Origin of the sequence: Paenibacillus sp. VMFN-D1 (assembly GCF_003386155.1) — a bacterium.
GTDB lineage: Bacteria > Bacillota > Bacilli > Paenibacillales > Paenibacillaceae > Paenibacillus_AQ > Paenibacillus_AQ favisporus.
Map to the genome: position 1 here is coordinate 683,093 of NZ_QRDU01000002.1, position 16,298 is coordinate 699,390.

16 protein-coding genes are annotated in these 16,298 nt (G+C 53.1%); 7 read left to right on the plus strand and 9 right to left on the minus strand.

What is annotated here, in order from left to right:
* Positions 1–78 precede the first annotated feature (78 nt).
* Both C7820_RS18605 and C7820_RS18610 read right to left on the minus strand, forming a co-directional pair.
* Positions 79–576 (minus strand): MarR family winged helix-turn-helix transcriptional regulator, encoded by a 498-nt coding sequence (locus C7820_RS18605; RefSeq protein WP_116232284.1) that lies wholly within the window; start codon positions 574–576, stop codon positions 79–81.
* 246 nt (positions 577–822) lie between these two features.
* Complete coding sequence (locus tag C7820_RS18610) at positions 823–1,965, minus strand: family 8 glycosyl hydrolase (protein ID WP_116232285.1); 1,143 nt, start codon at positions 1,963–1,965, stop codon at positions 823–825.
* A 249-nt stretch (positions 1,966–2,214) separates the two neighbouring features.
* On the opposite strand from C7820_RS18610, the gene C7820_RS18615 reads away from it, so the two are divergent.
* From C7820_RS18615 to gdhA, 5 genes are all read left to right on the plus strand, one after another.
* The gene (locus C7820_RS18615) at positions 2,215–2,793 is read left to right on the plus strand and encodes a TetR/AcrR family transcriptional regulator (protein WP_116232286.1); all 579 of its coding nucleotides are present in this window, start codon (positions 2,215–2,217) and stop codon (positions 2,791–2,793) included.
* 125 nt (positions 2,794–2,918) lie between these two features.
* Positions 2,919–3,473 (plus strand): NAD(P)H-dependent oxidoreductase, encoded by a 555-nt coding sequence (locus tag C7820_RS18620; protein WP_116232287.1) that lies wholly within the window; start codon positions 2,919–2,921, stop codon positions 3,471–3,473.
* Positions 3,474–3,527: 54 nt separating this feature from the next.
* Positions 3,528–4,241 carry an SDR family oxidoreductase gene (locus C7820_RS18625; protein ID WP_116232288.1) on the plus strand — a complete coding sequence of 238 codons (714 nt, stop codon included), beginning with the start codon at positions 3,528–3,530 and terminating at the stop codon, positions 4,239–4,241.
* 132 nt (positions 4,242–4,373) lie between these two features.
* Positions 4,374–5,357, plus strand: coding sequence for a diaminopimelate dehydrogenase (locus C7820_RS18630; RefSeq protein ID WP_116232289.1), 984 nt, complete (start codon positions 4,374–4,376; stop codon positions 5,355–5,357).
* A 150-nt stretch (positions 5,358–5,507) separates the two neighbouring features.
* Positions 5,508–6,872 carry an NADP-specific glutamate dehydrogenase gene (gdhA, locus tag C7820_RS18635; protein WP_397334202.1) on the plus strand — a complete coding sequence of 455 codons (1,365 nt, stop codon included), beginning with the start codon at positions 5,508–5,510 and terminating at the stop codon, positions 6,870–6,872.
* A gap of 117 nt (positions 6,873–6,989) precedes the next feature.
* Here the strand turns inward: gdhA and C7820_RS18640 are convergent, their stop codons facing one another.
* From C7820_RS18640 to C7820_RS18665, 6 genes are all read right to left on the minus strand, one after another.
* The gene (locus C7820_RS18640) at positions 6,990–8,081 is read right to left on the minus strand and encodes a sensor histidine kinase (RefSeq protein WP_181909112.1); all 1,092 of its coding nucleotides are present in this window, start codon (positions 8,079–8,081) and stop codon (positions 6,990–6,992) included.
* Positions 8,078–8,776 (minus strand): response regulator transcription factor, encoded by a 699-nt coding sequence (locus C7820_RS18645; RefSeq protein WP_116232292.1) that lies wholly within the window; start codon positions 8,774–8,776, stop codon positions 8,078–8,080. Before C7820_RS18645 ends, C7820_RS18640 begins: the two co-directional genes overlap by 4 nt.
* Positions 8,777–8,789: 13 nt before the next feature.
* Positions 8,790–9,563, minus strand: a complete 774-nt coding sequence (locus C7820_RS18650) for an ABC transporter permease (RefSeq protein WP_116232293.1) — start codon at positions 9,561–9,563, stop codon at positions 8,790–8,792.
* Positions 9,564–9,575: 12 nt separating this feature from the next.
* Positions 9,576–10,349: an ABC transporter permease gene (locus C7820_RS18655; protein ID WP_116232294.1), complete on the minus strand. Its 774-nt coding sequence runs from the start codon at positions 10,347–10,349 to the stop codon at positions 9,576–9,578.
* On the minus strand, positions 10,346–11,269 hold the full coding sequence (locus C7820_RS18660; protein ID WP_116232295.1) for an ABC transporter ATP-binding protein: 924 nt from the start codon (positions 11,267–11,269) through the stop codon (positions 10,346–10,348). The genes C7820_RS18655 and C7820_RS18660 overlap by 4 nt, the downstream gene beginning before the upstream one ends.
* Positions 11,270–11,474: 205 nt before the next feature.
* Complete coding sequence (locus tag C7820_RS18665) at positions 11,475–12,731, minus strand: cytochrome P450 family protein (RefSeq protein WP_116232296.1); 1,257 nt, start codon at positions 12,729–12,731, stop codon at positions 11,475–11,477.
* A 241-nt stretch (positions 12,732–12,972) separates the two neighbouring features.
* Here C7820_RS18665 and C7820_RS18670 point away from each other — a divergent pair, with 241 nt between their 5' ends.
* Both C7820_RS18670 and C7820_RS18675 read left to right on the plus strand, forming a co-directional pair.
* Positions 12,973–13,590 carry a TetR family transcriptional regulator gene (locus C7820_RS18670; RefSeq protein WP_116232297.1) on the plus strand — a complete coding sequence of 206 codons (618 nt, stop codon included), beginning with the start codon at positions 12,973–12,975 and terminating at the stop codon, positions 13,588–13,590.
* A gap of 266 nt (positions 13,591–13,856) precedes the next feature.
* On the plus strand, positions 13,857–15,029 hold the full coding sequence (locus C7820_RS18675) for an epoxide hydrolase family protein (RefSeq protein ID WP_116232298.1): 1,173 nt from the start codon (positions 13,857–13,859) through the stop codon (positions 15,027–15,029).
* A gap of 154 nt (positions 15,030–15,183) precedes the next feature.
* On the opposite strand, the gene C7820_RS18680 is transcribed toward C7820_RS18675, so the two are convergent.
* Positions 15,184–16,161: an aldo/keto reductase gene (locus C7820_RS18680; protein WP_076170434.1), complete on the minus strand. Its 978-nt coding sequence runs from the start codon at positions 16,159–16,161 to the stop codon at positions 15,184–15,186.
* Between the last annotated feature and the right edge of the window lie 137 nt (positions 16,162–16,298).

The following is a 16,298-nucleotide window of genomic DNA, read 5'->3' on the forward strand; positions in this document are numbered from 1 at the left end:
GCAACATAAATGCGGCCTTTTGCCCAAAAAGAAAAGCCATTTGCTTGAGCAAACGGCTTTCATGACGGTGATTCATAATCAGCTCATCCTGTCTTTCTCGTTCTTCATCTTGTTCATCTCGGTTAAAGTCATCTCATTGCACTGCCGGATGAAGTTCAAAATCAGCTGCAGTTCCTGCTCCGTATACTGCGAGATGATCTCGAGCGTCGACTGCATAATCGATTGGAACATGGGAGAGATGGATGCCGAGCCTTCCGGCACCGGTTTAACGACGACACGTCTGCGATCGTTCGGATCCTTATCCCGGATGACATAACCCGCTTGTTCGAGCCGGTCGATGACACTGGTCACAGCACCGGTTGTAAGCCCGGTTAACTGGGCCAGCTGGCCGGCCGTGACAGGTCCGGCTTGATTCAAGTAATCCAGGCATTTGTGGTCGGTGGCGTTCAAACCCAATCGTTCCGAAATGAGCTGATGGAACATCACGGCACGGGTACTGTTCTGGCGCAGCTCGTGCACCATTTCCTGCTGTAAGGAAGCGAGTTCGGGTGACACGCGGTCCTTTTCTTTTGACATTTTGATTCCTCCGCGTATGCGACTTATGTCTTTTCTCGTTAAGATAAACAATACATTAAGATGATTTGCCGATCAAGACTTATTACTCTACATAGTCACATTATGGCGTCTATTTCGACCCAATCCACGAAAAGGACGGTTTTACGCCATGTGAAGGAAGATTAAAGATCAGCAGCGAGGAACTGCAATTAAGCAGAAAGAAAACCCTTGTTAATCAAGGGTTTTCTGGTTTTCTTCTATGCACGTTTAATAGATGCGATATTTTCCGCTTAGCGCCAGGAGGCTAAAGAAATAAAGGCAGTTGTCGTAATAGCGGCGAATGCCGGTTCTAAGCGGTGTGCTCCAGAACTTGTGAACAAAGGGGAGCGCATCTTCACCGTCGGCGGCCAGCGATGCCATCGCGTTGGTGGCCAACAGCCCGATGGGATGTAAGGCCGGCTCTTCGAAAGGGCTCCCGTCGATGCGGTATCTTCGGTATTCGGAAGGCTCGATCTCCCGGAAAAACCGCTGAATCCGGTTGGACTGCCCGACCTGCCATGGATCCTGGCGGAACCATTCCCAGTCGAGGGCAATGTTGGCCGCCACCCGGTACGCATCGCTGAAGAAATGGCGGTAATCGCCATGGGGCTGCGGTTCAGCCGGCGTGCCGTCATAATTCGCATACTCCGGAGACAGTCCTGTTTCGGGGTGGCAGGCCAGATGCAGATAAGCCCGGCTGGCGACGGCAGCTTCTTTCCAAAAAGTCCGATCCCGTTCGTCGGCACGCTCGGCGAACAGCTCATAGAAATGGGGAAGGTGATAGGATGGATCGCTGAAGGGAGACTCCGGGATGAACTTGATCAGCTTGGTTGTAGGGTCCCACATCGGATCTCCTTCCTGGTCCCGGCCTTTATGGACGCAAGCGCGAAGAATCGTCTTCGCCTGCTCGGAGTAATCGTACGGCGGCAGTCCGTCGCCCCACCGGCTTGAAGCAAAGAACAGGGCCATTGCGAAGTATTCCTCCCCGTCAGGAGCGGGCCCAGGAGATAGGCGGGTGCCGTCCGGCTTGCAGTGCCAGGCGAAATAATCCTTGTAGCGTCCTTCCGTATGCTGCATATACGATTTGGAAAAATTCCAGAGCCGGTCGAAGATGTCTTTCTTATCCATCTGAACGGCCATCATCATGCCGTATGACATGCCTTCGGTGCGGACGTCCGAGTTGCCTGTATCCAGAACATAACCTTTATCCTCGCCAAGAGGAAAGTAGATTCGAACCTCAGGTGCACCGTCAAACAGGTCGTTCCACGCCTGTTCAAGCCTGGCGTCGATCTCCTCTGGCGAATAACCCGCTTCCAGGAATACATTCCGATATTGGCCGGTATAAAACGCTCCTTGCATCGTTAGAGCCATAATCAACCTCCAGCTGTTAGTTTAAGTCTATCGTACCATAAGGGGCACTCTAAAAATTAAAGCGTTTACCCTTCAAATTATAGATGTTCGTGTTCCGATGCATAAAAATAATACTTTACCGATCGTTCCCGATATGTTATGCTGATTTCGTAAAGAAGACGGTTCACAGCGTTCGTAGTAGAATGTGCATTCTCAAAATAGGCAATACTGTTTCCCGAAATAATAATATAACGGAAGGAGGTGTACGGGGTGGCCAGAAGCAAAGAATTTGAGGAAAGCGCCGTTCTCGAGAAAGCGATGAAGCTGTTCTGGGAACAGGGCTACGAGAAGACATCCATGAACGACCTTGTCGAGCATATGGGCATTCACCGCAGAAGCCTGTATGATACGTTCACCGATAAGCATACGTTGTTCCTGAAAGCGATCGACCGCTTTGGGGAACGGTTCAACGCCAGAATGTCCGCAGGGGTTAAGCAGTCGGAAACGGCCGAACAAGCGCTGAAGTTTGTTTTCCAATACATGATCCATGGGGATGAAGACGTACCGCCAGGCTGCATGGTCGTGAACTCGGCCGTGGAACTGGGGATCCGTGATGAAGAGGTGGACGCAAAGGCGACGGAGGCATTTGCCAAAGCCGAGCAGCTGGTGAGGGAAATCGTGTTTTGGGGGCAGCAGAACGGAGAGTTTACAAGGGAATACGAAGCGGAAGAATTGGCGGAGTACCTTCATAACGCTCTGGTGGGAATTCGAGTGATGAAACGGACGTCCATTCCCCAAGAAAAACTGGAACGGATCGCAGACGTATCGATACGCTTCGTCAAAAAATAAAAACATATTTTTTTTAATCATTATAGAATGATCGTTCTCAAAATGACCGTGCTAAAACTTTTTAATGAGCATAGCATGACGCATTGTTAATAGAACAATCATTCCCAAAAAAGGAGACGATCATAATGAAGACGTTAATTATTGCTGCACATCCCGATTTACAGGCCTCCCGGATCAACCGAGCCTGGACCGAAGCGGCACAAAAGCAAGCAGAGACGACCGTACACCTGCTGTATGAAGCCTATCCGGACAAAAAGATCGACGTCGCACGGGAGCAAACTCTGCTGGAGAACCATGACCGCATTATTTTTCAATACCCGCTGTACTGGTACAGCACGCCACCGCTCCTCAAACAGTGGTTTGATGAGGTTCTCACATACGGCTGGGCTTTCGGTCCTGGAGGGGACCGCTTGAAAGGGAAAGAGATCGGTATTGCCATCTCGACCTCGGGTACCGCGGCTTCGTATCAACCGGGAGGATACAACCTGTTTACAATCAGGGATATCGCGAAGCCGGTGGAAGCGCTGGCTAACTATGTTAGCGCGCGCTATCTCCCCCCCTTTGCACTGCATAACGCGCATCATGTGACGGATGAGCAGATCGCCGACAGCCAGGCCGCGTATGTCAAGCACTTGGTTGAGGCGCAGCCCGTACGATACGAAGCACTTGAAATCCATTAACCATTTCATAACAAAGACCAAACTCATCAAAACAATAACAGGGAGGAAATAAAGATGAATAACAGCAAAATTGCACTTGTGACGGGAGCCGGCAAAGGAATCGGATTTGAGGTGGCCAAACAATTGGGGCAGCAGGGGATTACGGTATTAACAGCAGCACGGACGAAAGAAGCGGCGGATCAGGCGGCGTCGGAGCTGCGCCAGCAGGGGATCGAAGCGGTCGGCGTTCAGCTGGAAGTGACGAATGAAGCCCATATCGCGGAACTGACGAAGTGGATTGAAACGGAATACGGCCGGCTCGATATCCTGGTCAACAATGCAGGCGTTTCGTTGGAAAAGCCCGGATATGAAGGGGACTCTTTCAGAGATACGTTTGAAGTGAACACGTTTGCGCCTTATTTTATTACGGAGGCACTGCTGCCATTGCTGCTGAAGAGTGAGGCGGGGCGGATCGTGAACCAAAGCAGCGCGCTCGGCTCGATTCAATTCATCCTGACGAACGAGCTGGCGCAGCGTATTGCGACTCCGGCCTATTCGGCCTCGAAAGCTGCGCTGAATATGCTGACGGCCTATTGGGCGCAAAAGACCAGCGGGACGAACCTGAAAGTAAACGCGGTGCATCCGGGGTTGGTTAAGACCCGCATGGGCGGTGACAAGGCCGAACTGACGGCCGAAGAAGGCGCGGTGACGGCTGTTCGGCTGGCAACGATACCTGAGGACGGCCCGACCGGCGGATTTTTCTACATGAATGACAAGCTCCCGTGGTAAATGCTGCCAAGTATTAGCGAAAGCCCTTGAGAGATCAAGGGCTTTTTCTCGTTCTTTCGTATTTTTGCTTTGCATATGACATCTCATGTCATATAATCAAAAGGATAATCAGAATAAGTGGAGGGACATAAAATGGCATCGAAAATCAGAATTGGAATTGTAGGCTATGGTAACCTTGGACGAGGCGTCCAGGCATCCATCGCGCAGAACGAAGATATGGAATTAGTGGCGGTATTCACACGGCGTGATCCGTCGCAGATGCCTGCTGAAGCGGGCGTCAAATTTGAGCATGTATCGACGGTGGAACAATATAAAGGATCGATCGATGTCATGATTCTGTGCGGAGGTTCCGCAACCGATCTTCCCGAGCAAACACCGGCCATTGCCGCCCTGTTTAACACGGTGGACAGCTTTGATACGCATGCCAAGATTCCTGAGTTTTTTGCAAGCGTGGATGCAGCGGCTAAAAACGGACAAACCGTCAGCGTCATTTCGACCGGCTGGGATCCGGGCTTGTTCTCCATGAACAGACTGCTCGCTGAGTCGATTCTACCGCAGGGCAAGGAATACACATTCTGGGGTAAAGGCGTCAGCCAGGGCCACTCGGATGCCATCCGCCGCGTTCCGGGCGTCAAAGCAGGAGTGCAGTATACCGTCCCGGTAGAAAGCGTCATCGAACAAATCCGCAGCGGCGAAACGCCAGAACTGGCAACCCGCGAAAAGCACGAACGGATTTGCTATGTCGTTGCTGAAGAGGGTGCGGACCGTGCCGAGATTGAAAAGACGATCGTGAACATGCCTAACTATTTTGCAGACTATGACACAACGGTCCATTTCATTACGGAAGAAGAGCTGAAATCCGAGCACAGCGGCATGCCGCACGGCGGATTTGTGATCCGGAGCGGAGTGACCGGCCAAGGAACGAAGCAAATCGTCGAATTCAGCCTGAAACTGGAGAGCAACCCGGAATTCACCGCAAGCGTATTGACCGCTTATGCCAGAGCGGCCGTCCGGTTGGCCAAAGAAGGGGCCGTTGGCGCCAAAACGGTATTTGATATCCCGCTCGGTTATCTATCCGCGAAAAGCGATGCGGAGCTGCGCCAGCAATTGCTGTAATTTTGCACCGATAAATGCATTTAATCGACTAAAAAAATATTTTTTATTGGAAAAAACCCCTAAACCTGCATTAGAATTTAGTGAAGCAAAGCGTTATAGTGCAAAAAAATGTGCGAATTGTGCAAAAGGGGTTGGGTTATGAATAGTGTAATGGATACGAAGGGTTTAAATACAGCCGAAAAGTATGTTAACGATGTGTACAATTTAGTCGTTTCCCGGAATCCTTCCGAGGATGAGTTCCACCAGGCCGTTAAGGAAATTTTTGACTCGCTGGTACCTGTTCTTGCAAAACATCCGGAGTACATGGAAGAAGGCATTTTAGAACGCATGGTCGAACCCGAGCGTCTCATCACATTCCGCGTACCTTGGGTGGACGATAACAACAAGATTCAGGTCAACCGGGGATTTCGGGTACAATTCAACAGTGCACTCGGTCCATATAAGGGAGGACTCCGGTTCCATCCTTCCGTCAATGCAAGCATCATCAAGTTTTTGGGTTTTGAGCAAATTTTGAAAAACGCATTGACCGGCCAGCCGATCGGCGGAGGCAAGGGCGGCTCCGATTTTGATCCAAAGGGCAAGTCGGACCGTGAAATCATGCGGTTTACCCAAAGCTTCATGACGGAGCTGTATAAGTATATCGGACCCGATGCGGACGTCCCTGCCGGCGACATCGGCGTAGGAGCACGGGAGATCGGGTACATGTTCGGGCAGTATAAGCGGATCCGGGGCGGCAACGAAGCCGGCGTGCTTACAGGCAAGGGCATCGGATACGGCGGAAGTCTGGCGCGTACGGAAGCGACCGGCTACGGATGCGTGTATTTCGTGGATGAAATGCTGAAAGACAACGATCTGTCCTTTGACGGAAGCAAAGTCGTCGTATCCGGTTCCGGAAACGTATCCATTTATGCTATGCGCAAAGCGAAAGAGCTCGGCGCTACAGTCGTCGCGTGCAGCGATTCCAACGGCTATATCTATGACGAAAAGGGACTGGACATCGATACGGTTCAGCGCCTGAAAGAAGTAGAGCGGAAACGGATTAAAGAGTACGTCAATGAACATCCGGATGCCGTTTATGTCGAGGGCTGCCGTGACATTTGGACCGTTCCATGCGATATTGCGCTGCCTTGCGCCACGCAAAACGAAATCGACGAGGAATCGGCCGCTCTGCTCGTTAAGAATGGCGTGAAGGCGATCGGTGAGGGTGCGAACATGCCGTCCACCCTTCAGGCGATCGAAATTTTCCAGAAGAACGGTGTCCTGTTTGCTCCGGCCAAAGCAGCGAATGCAGGCGGCGTTGCCGTATCCGCGCTGGAAATGGCCCAAAACAGCATGAGAATGTCCTGGAGCTTTGAGGAAGTTGACGCAAAGCTGAATGATATCATGAAAAATATTTATGCGAGCTGCGTTCAGGCAGCCGATGAATACGGATATCATGGCAATCTCGTCGTAGGCGCCAATGCTGCCGGATTCCGGAAAGTAGCGGACGCTATGATCGCTCAGGGGATCGTCTAAGTCCTCCCCGCAGCTTGATATACCAATCGAAATGAACTCATATCACGATAAAAACCACAGATAAAGGATGGGATGCCCATCCTTTATCTGTGGTTTTCTTTTTTACATCGGGGATTTTCACGTGTCTGCTGCACCTCCCCTGGCTTCGATCACCGGCAAGGTAAAATAAAACTCGGTACCCGTTCCCGGGCTGCTCAGTACCCCTATATGACCGCCATGCGCTTCTACGATTTGTTTGCAGATCGCGAGCCCCAATCCAGCGCCTCCGTACGTCCGGGAACGCGACTTTTCTCCGCGGTAAAACCGTTCGAACAAATAAGGGATGTCCTCCGGGGAGATGCCCATACCGTTGTCCTTGACGGCAATCCGGATCCGCTCGCCTTCATCGGTGGCTGAAATCGTAATTTCAGTGCCATTCCCCGCGTAATGCTTTGCATTTTCGATCATATTTTCAAACACCTGCATCATACGTCCGGCATCGACGGCAACAGGCGCGGATGGGAAGGGCCGAACCACGGTGAACAGCACGGATCCGTTCTGTAACTCGACCTCGAAAGGCGCCACGCTCGTTTCAAGGAGCTCGCGGCTGTCCATTTCCCGGAGATCCATGGCCAGATGTCCCGATTCCAGCTGTGCGAATTGAAACAGGTCTTCAATCATACGGTCAAGCTGGTCTGTTTTGTTACGGATGACGGCAAGATACTTGTCCATCCTTTTCTCATCGCGGGCGATGCCATCCTGCAGTCCTTCAACGTATCCACGGATGGATGTAATCGGCGTCCGCAAATCGTGGGAGATACTCGCGATCAGCTCATTTCGGGAACGTTCGTTGGCGGCTTGTTGATCCAGGGACTCTTTTAACCGGATGCGCATCGCATCGAAGGCGGAGCTAAAGCGTCCCATCTCGTCATGGCTCCGGTTTTGGACTTCAAAATCCAGATTGCCGTTCATAATTTGCTCCGCTGCGGCATTCAGTTCCTTCAGGGGCAGGAGAATACGTCTTGCGATGACCCGGGCCAATATCAGCGCGCATAAAACAAACGCCAACCCCAGAAAACCGAGCACGAACATGAAGTTCACACGGTTAGCCCCATCGATAAGAACGGTATACTTTACACGAACGCCGGATATGACCATTAAAACGACCGGAACGATGACGATCCCGGTTAACGAGGCGATTAGCTTGAAACGGATTCCCGGCTTCATCATAAACCACCGTCGAACTTGTATCCGACTCCCCATACCGTTTTGATAAAGGCCGGATTGGCGGGGGAGACCTCGATTTTTTCCCGGATTTTTTGAATATGAACCGTGACGGTATTTAAATCTCCACGTTCGCCAAATCCCCAAACATGCTGAAAAATTTGTTCACGGGTCAATACCTGGTTCGGATGAAGGGCGAAGAAGCGAAGTACCTCAAACTCCTTGGCCGAGCAGTGAACCGCTTGGTTCCGGACCTTCACTTCGTAAGCTTTGAGATGAAGCTCCAAATCTTTATAACGGATAATATCGGCCGTCTCCGTAGAAGGGGAGAGCTGATTGGCCCTCCTAAGCTGGGCTTTGACCCTCGCGATCACCTCACCGGGGCTGAAGGGCTTGACCACATAATCGTCTGCACCCAGCCCCAGTCCAAGGATTTTATCGACATCGCTACTTTTCGCGCTCAGCATGATGATCGGTATCGGCGACTCCGAGCGGATCGTTCGACACACTTCCATGCCATTCAGCTGCGGCAGCATAATATCCAAAATCATCAACTGGGGCCGATATTCCCTGAACAGCCGAACGGCCTCTTGTCCGTCGCTCGCGACGATCACCTCGAATTGCTCTTCTTCGAGATAGTCTTGCAGCAGTTCGGCGATTTCCTTCTCATCTTCCACGATCAAGATCTTGTCAAACGGCACGGGTTCACCCCATTTATATTAAAATATCTTTCTTCCTCAGTATCATAACACTGCCTGCGTATAAGACAAAGATATAGACGAGAAGGATGGCCGTACCTGTCCATACCTCCACCGCAGCCGTGTGATGCAAGGAGTGCAGAGGAAAGATTCGCAATTGGTAGCCGATCCACAGCTCCCTGATTTCAGGGATTCCCTCCATTAGCGGGGTAACCGCTATAAACGCTAGAGCCGTTCCGATGGAAGCACCCGTATTCGCCGTCAGCAAGGCAGCAAACATCACAATTAATCCGAGGGCCAAATTGGGGAGCAAAGACAGCAGAAAGGTTTGGCTGACAAGCCTCATTCCTCCCATGGACGTATATACGGTTCCTTCCACAAACGTTCGGTTTCCCCAGCCATAAGCAAGCGTACCTGTCACATAGGAAGAGAAGATCAGAAAGAGAAGCAGCAGGGCCGCAATGATGAGCATCGATGCGATTTTGGCATGCAGCAGGTCGGTCCTGCGAATGGGGCAGAGAAGAGCCCTTTTCAGCGTGCCGGTCCGGTATTCTTCCGCAATGGAATCAGCCGCCAAAATCGCGATGAATACGGGGATCAACAGCGAACTGCTGTTCAGCACGAGAAGCGGGAACGATTGGCCGTTCGGCTCTATGCCGCTGATACCCGCTGCCTCCCGGTGAAACTGAAACACGGCCGAGATTTCCAAAGCCGTGAGGATAAACAAGAACATATACAGCTTTTTCTGCCGGAGTACTTTGAATAGTTCGCATCGGATGAGTTGGATCAAGGAAAGTCCCCCTTAAAGGATAAAATCTTTTTTCTTCATGATGACCGCGCTAACGGCGTAGAAAACGGCAATGTATGCTGCAACCACCGCTATGTTTTGAAGCACGGCCCCCCAGTGTGCCTGATGAACATATTCATGAAAAAAATACATTTGGTTCACGATGGAATAAGGCTTGATCCTTTCAAAAGCACTCAAATATTGCACTGCGGTCAGGATTCCGATGGACAGCCCGATCGTTGTGCTGATGTTTGCGGCGGATACGGCGATAAAGACGACAATCAGTCCGCAGGCCATGTACGGAAGCAGCATGGCGAAGGTCAAGCGAAGCGTAAGCCATATGCCTTCCGCCTGTGCATACAGTGTTCCGGCGTATAGTGTTCGTTCGCCCCAGCCGAATGCAATCGTTCCGATTGCATATTCTGATACAACGGAGAAAGCGAGCAGTACCGCAATAAATACGAACAAAGAAGCAATCTTCGCATGAAGCCATTCGATTCGCCTTACGGGGCGCAGTAACGACAATTTAAGCGTGCCGGTCTTTACCTCGCCTGTGATCAGATCGGCTACATAAATGGGAATAAATATTGTCATCCATTGGGCCATGCTGTTGATCAGCGTCAGGGGAAGGGACTGGCCGTTAGGCATGACAATGACCGATTTCCATTCTCCGCCGGCACTATAGAAATGGACGGTTAACCAGGCATGGATGGCCAGAATCGCCATGAACATATAAAGTTTCTTTAATCGGAACGTTTTGTACAGCTCATTTTGCACCAGCCTGATCATTGCCCGCCATCTCCTTCCGTAATATCGAAAAAGAATTGCTCAAGCGTCCGGGGCCGGCAGTTAATGGATCGAATGTACACGCCGCCTGCCATGAGCAGCTGGTTTAGCTTGTACGAGCAATCGCTGTCCGTTTGGACGATCAGTTTGCCCTGCGATCGGGTGACGGAAATGACCTCAGGGACGCGGATCAGAAGCTGTTTGGCCTTGTCCGGTTCCGTAGTAGTGATCTCAACGGTTACTGTGCCCGCAGCGAGGAGCCTTCCGACCTCGACCTCCGCGATCAGCTTCCCTTGCCGGATGACACCCGCCTTGCTGCAAATTTGTTCGACCTCATGAAGCAGATGGCTTGAAATGAGAAAGGAGATTCCCTGCTCTGCTGCAAGCTGCGCGATCAGCTCTTTGATTTTCTTCATTCCTTGCGGATCCAGCCCGTTGGTCGGTTCGTCGAGAATGATCAGCTGCGGCTGGTTCAGAAGCGCGCTCGCAATACCCAAACGCTGCTTCATGCCCAGCGAATACGAACTGACCTTGTCTTTGGCCCGGTCGAACAATCCGGCGACTTCAAGGACTTCGTTCACTTTTGTCCGGGTGACTCCCGGTAAAAGGTTAGCCGTCAGCAATAGATTGTCATATGCGGAAAGATAGGTGTAGAAAGCCGGATTCTCGACGATGGCCCCAACATGGGCGATCGCTTCTTTAAAATGCGTCTTCAGTTGATACCCGCCGATCCGGACTTCACCGGCATCGGGATGGACCAGTCCCGTCAGCATGCGGATTGTTGTCGTTTTTCCGGATCCGTTCGTGCCCAGGAAGCCATAGATGTCTCCCTTTTCGATCCGGAGATCCAGACGGTCCACCACGGTCCTGGACCCGAACGTTTTCGTCAAACCCCTCGCTTCCAGCAGTACATCATTTCCCATGTCCATTCCCTCCCATATTCAGTAGTTCACGTTCTCTTCTGATCATACTGGCTGGAAATAAAGCGCCCACTTTCGAAACCTAAAAGAAGGATAGGGAAATGATTAAAATTTCATAAAGTCGATGATAGCCAGGACACCTGGCCGCGTCGGGGTGGTACCGAATAAAAAAGCCCTTGGGTCCCAAGGGCTTCACATGAATATGGATTTAAAAGGCCACAGGCAGGGCAGCCAGCCCTTGGGAGCTGAGCGTAAAGTTCCAAGGGACCTCATCCCGGGGAATGCTCAGCCGCAGGTTCGGCATGCGCTTCAGCAGTGTAGTAAAGGCGATGTCCCCTTCGATGCGGGCCAGCGGCGCTCCCAGGCACATATGGATGCCGTGGCCAAAGGCGAGATGCCGGTTGATCTGGCGCGTAATGTCCAGCTCTTCGGACTGGTCGAACTGGCGCTCGTCCCGATTGGCCGATTTCAGCACGGGGATCACGGCATCGCCTTTCTGGATGGACTGCCCGGCGAGCACGATGTCCTCCGTGGCAAAGCGCGGTCCGGCAATGGTGGCCGGCCCGTTGAAGCGCAGCAGCTCCTCAACGGCGGAAGGCACCAGGCTCGGCTCGGCCTTGAGCTTCTCCAGCTGCTCCGGATGATCCAGCAGCATCAGGCTGCCGGTGGCGATCAGGTTCGAGGTCGTTTCGTGGCCGGCAAAGATGAGCAGGGTGATCATCGACACAAGCTCGGTTTCCGAGAGCCGGTCTCCTTCCTCTTCGATCGCGATCAGCTGGCTGATGAGGTCGTCCGCAGGCTGCCGCCGTTTGGAAGCCACCAGCCGGGCGGTGTACTCACCGAAGGCGCGCATATTCTCTTCAACGCCCGGCTCGCGTCTTCCCAGCCCCAGCCCGTGGGCGAGAGCGGCCGACCAGGTATGTATCTGCTCCCGGTCTTCCTGGGGAACGCCCAGCATTTCGGAAATGACGTTGATCGGGAGCGGATAGGCGTAGTCCTTGACGAGGTCCATCTCGCCTTGCGCCTCGACTTGGTCCAGCAGTTCGTCGGCGATTTCCTGCACGCGGGGACGAAGGCTCTCCATGTATCGTGGTGAGAACGCTTTGGATACGAGGCTCCGCAGCCGCCGGTGGTCCGGGTCATCGACCGTGAGCATGGAGTGTCCGGTGAAAAAGGTAGGAGGTGCGGACGGATCCGAACCGCCGGCCAATCTCTTTCTGAAATCTTCATTCCCGTCGATCGAAGCGGGGTCCACCGTGAAATGGGCATGGTCCTTGAGCACCTGTATCGCTTCCTCCATCCGGGTGACCATCCACGCTTGACGATCCGGCCCGCCCATCGGAAACGGGATCGGAATGACGGCGTTCATTTCTCTCATCTGGGCGAATACAGGGAACGGATTGTCCCCGCTGGCACCGCTGAACAGATTCAGCGCTTCCGGTGCAATGGGATCTGACGGATTCATCAGCAAACCATCCTTTCATAAGCAGAGTATTTTGGCCTTGCCTTAGCAGGACGGAGCTTGTGTAGGGATGATCGAATGATAGAAATAAGCTGTGATAACAGGTGGAATCATGAAATGGCCCGTCCCGAAAGGCTTGGCCATTCGTGTTCGCGCTGCCGTGTTCGTATTTTGCATTGTGGATTGCGCTTAAATCCAATATAATGTCACTGAGTGACAAAAGTCAATGAAGGAAGAATTTGAGATGAATCCTAAAGAAAACATACATCCCATAGAAGCGCCGGCAGGTCTAAGGGAGCGAAAGAAGCGTCTGGCCCAGGCGGCGATTGAGGAAGCGGCGCTGCGGCTTTTTCAGCAGAAGGGCTATGAGCAGACCTCGATTCAGGACATTGCCGATGCGGTCACGATGTCGTCGCGCACGTTCTTCCGGTATTATGCGTCCAAGGAGGAAGTGCTGTCGGGACCGATCCGCAGCACGCAGCTGGATGGGATCCGATACATGCTGGAAGCGGAGCCTCCGGCATCAGCCCATGCCGCCCTGCAGTCGGTCTTTGGTTACCTGGCCAGCCAATACGAGAAGCAGCGCCCGGGTCTTGTGCTCCGGTACCGGATTGCCGGGCAGACGCCCTCTATCGCGTCTTTATTTTTGTATACGCTGATGGAGGCGGAGCCGGCTCTCTGCGATGCGCTGTGCTCGAGGCTCGAAACCGGGGCGGACCGTGATGAAGTCCGGTTTCTGGTGGCCGTCTATATGGCGGCTCTGCGCGTCTCCATCGAGGAATGGCTGAAGCAGGGGGACGATGCGGATCTGGTGAATGTGCTGCATCGACATATGGACCGGCTTTCTTCTATGCCGGATTGAGGTCATACAGTTAAAGCGAAAAGATTCCGCGGCTCCTGCGGAATCTTTTTGTTGATATAACCGAAAAGTGGGGCCAACTGTCTTCCGTACGAGTGGCTTACCGGGAAAATAGGAAATAAACAGGAACTGAAGCAACAATTCGGGATTCAGTCAGTGGCCTCTAAGTATATTGTTGACTAATCAACGTTAATCGTTTATGATCGGAATTAAGTTGATAACTCAACAATATGTGCTGGCATACCCCCATTTTAGAGGAGGAGATCGCTATGAATCTGGATTTGACGCTCGACACTTCGGTAAGACCGTTCAGGATTGATGTTCCTCAAACAGCGCTCGATGACCTGCAGGAGCGTTTGAGCCGCACCCGCTGGCCGGATGAAATCCCGGGGACGGCAGGGAAATACGGTGCAGGACTGAATGGCATCCGGGAACTAACGGATTATTGGCAAAATAGCTATGATTGGCGTGCTCATGAGGAGCGGATTAACCGCTATCCGCAGTACATGACGACCATTGACGGAGCCTCTGTTCATTTTCTGCATGTCCGCTCTTCCGAACCGGACGCGTTTCCGCTCATTCTTACGCATGGCTGGCCCGGCTCCTTCGTCGAATTTCTGGACATCATCGGCCCGCTAACCGATCCCAAGGCTTACGGTGGAAATCCGGAGGACGCCTTTCATGTGGTTATACCGTCCATGCCGGGATACGGATTTTCCGGACCGACGACGGAAACCGGCTGGAACGTCCCGCGGATCGCGCGTGCCTGGGCGGAATTGATGAAGCGGCTTGGTTACGAGCGGTACGGAGCTCAGGGCGGCGATTGGGGATCGAATATTTCCCGGACGCTGGCAGCCGTGGATCCGGAGCATGCCTGCGCCGTGCATCTCAACTATTTGCCCTGGATGCCGAAGGAAGAGCCGGATGCTCCTACCGAAGAGGAGGCGCGCAGAATCTCCAAAATGAAAGCCTACCTGGCCCAGCCGGCGGGGCATATGGGCATCCAGGGTTCGCGGCCGATGACGCTGGCCTACGCCCTGAACGACTCACCGATCGGCCAATTGGCCTGGATTGCGGATAAATTTGCCGATTGGACAGATCCCCGGTACCCGGTCACGGCCGACCAGCTGCTGACCAATGTGATGGTGTACTGGCTGACGGGCACCGCAGGTTCCGCCGCGCGGCTGTACTATGAAAACGCGCAGCTTAAAGGCCAGCCGATTCCTTGCCCGGCTTCCATAGGCGTCGCAGTGCTCCCGTACGATCTGATTCAGCCGGTCCGCCGGATTGCCGAGCGCCAGTACACCGTCGTGCATTGGTCGGAGTTCGACCGAGGCGGCCATTTCGCCGCCATGGAGGTACCGGATCGGCTTGCCGAAGATCTGCGCTCCTTCTTCCGGCAGTTCAGAGACGAATCAATAAACAGCAAGAACACACCTTGAAGCCTCAAGGTGTGTTCTCTATTGAAGGCATAAGAGCATATAGGATTTTTCTTGTCAGACTGGCGTGATTTTTAGCACTCGGAACATGTCCGGAAGGCCATCAGCTCATCTGAACAGGATGAGTTCGATCAGGCTTGCTTTCTTTTACTGCGGGTTACCAAGCGTAAGCCCGAGGGGCTTCTCCGCCGGGACCCGGGAAAATTTCGTCCAGGCGCGCCAGCACATCTTCGCTCAGCTCGACCTCAACAACCCGGAGCGTTTGCTCGAACTGCTCCAGCGTCCGCGGTCCGATGATCGGGGCCGTCATCGCCGGATGCACGAGCGTCCAGGCGAGCGCTACCGTCGCTTCGGATTCGCCCAGCTCCTTGCACAGCTTCGAGAACTGCTCCAGCTGCGGGCGCAGCTTCTCAAGCCGCTCGGTCTGGCGCGCTGTCCGCGATCCTTCCTTCGGGTTCAGGTTGCCGCCAAGCACGCCGCCGTCCAGCGGGCTCCAGGCGATGACGCCGATGCCATGCTCTTCCGCAGCAGGGAGCACTTCAAGCTCCGGCAGCCGGCAGAGCAGGCTGTATTTGTGCTGCTCGGACACCAGGCCGAGCAGTCCGCGCTTCTCCGCTTCGTACTGCGCCTTCACCAGGTCGCGGCCGGCAAAGTTGCTGGCGCCGACGTATCCGATTTTTCCCTGGTTCTGATGAGTTTGGAAAGCGTTCCAGAGCTCATCCCAGGACACGTTCCGGTCCACATGGTGCATTTGATAGAGCTCGATATGGTCCGTCTGCAGCCTGCGGAGTGAGCCTTCCAGGTGGCGGCGGATCTTGTACGCGGAAAGTCCCCCTTGCTCATTGGGATCCACGATAGGATGTTCCATGTTGCCGTATACTTTCGTGGCGAGCACGACTTTTTCCCGTCTTCCGCCGCCTTGGGCGAACCAGCGGCCGATGATTTCCTCGGTCCATCCGCGGTGCTCATTACCGCCGTAGACGTTGGCCGTATCGAAGAAATTGACACCTGCGTCGAGGGCTGCATCCATAATCTTGAAGGCTTCCTTCTCCTCGGTGCTTGGACCAAAATTCATCGTACCGAGGCAGAGACGACTGACCTTTAATCCTGTTTTTCCCAAATAGGTATACTTCACGTTTCAATTTCCTCCTTTTCCTGGTGGATTCGGTAACATTATAATTCTTCTTTCGGTTTCTGGTAAGCACTGAAAAAAAGTATACTAAGTGAATCTCGTGTTACTTGAGCCTGTATGGACCTGCTTTGAACGAACCT

Excerpts from the sequence above, each read along its gene's own strand:
- C7820_RS18605 (WP_116232284.1), bottom strand. The coding sequence starts at position 576 with ATGTCAAAAGAAAAGGACCGCGTGTCACCCGAACTCGCTTCCTTACAG.
- C7820_RS18610 (WP_116232285.1), bottom strand. The coding sequence starts at position 1,965 with ATGGCTCTAACGATGCAAGGAGCGTTTTATACCGGCCAATATCGGAAT.
- C7820_RS18620 (WP_116232287.1), top strand. The coding sequence starts at position 2,919 with ATGAAGACGTTAATTATTGCTGCACATCCCGATTTACAGGCCTCCCGG.
- C7820_RS18625 (WP_116232288.1), top strand. The coding sequence starts at position 3,528 with ATGAATAACAGCAAAATTGCACTTGTGACGGGAGCCGGCAAAGGAATC.
- C7820_RS18630 (WP_116232289.1), top strand. The coding sequence starts at position 4,374 with ATGGCATCGAAAATCAGAATTGGAATTGTAGGCTATGGTAACCTTGGA.
- gdhA (WP_397334202.1), top strand. The coding sequence starts at position 5,508 with ATGGATACGAAGGGTTTAAATACAGCCGAAAAGTATGTTAACGATGTG.
- C7820_RS18640 (WP_181909112.1), bottom strand. The coding sequence starts at position 8,081 with ATGATGAAGCCGGGAATCCGTTTCAAGCTAATCGCCTCGTTAACCGGG.
- C7820_RS18655 (WP_116232294.1), bottom strand. The coding sequence starts at position 10,349 with ATGATCAGGCTGGTGCAAAATGAGCTGTACAAAACGTTCCGATTAAAG.
- C7820_RS18660 (WP_116232295.1), bottom strand. The coding sequence starts at position 11,269 with ATGGGAAATGATGTACTGCTGGAAGCGAGGGGTTTGACGAAAACGTTC.
- C7820_RS18665 (WP_116232296.1), bottom strand. The coding sequence starts at position 12,731 with ATGAATCCGTCAGATCCCATTGCACCGGAAGCGCTGAATCTGTTCAGC.
- C7820_RS18670 (WP_116232297.1), top strand. The coding sequence starts at position 12,973 with ATGAATCCTAAAGAAAACATACATCCCATAGAAGCGCCGGCAGGTCTA.
- C7820_RS18675 (WP_116232298.1), top strand. The coding sequence starts at position 13,857 with ATGAATCTGGATTTGACGCTCGACACTTCGGTAAGACCGTTCAGGATT.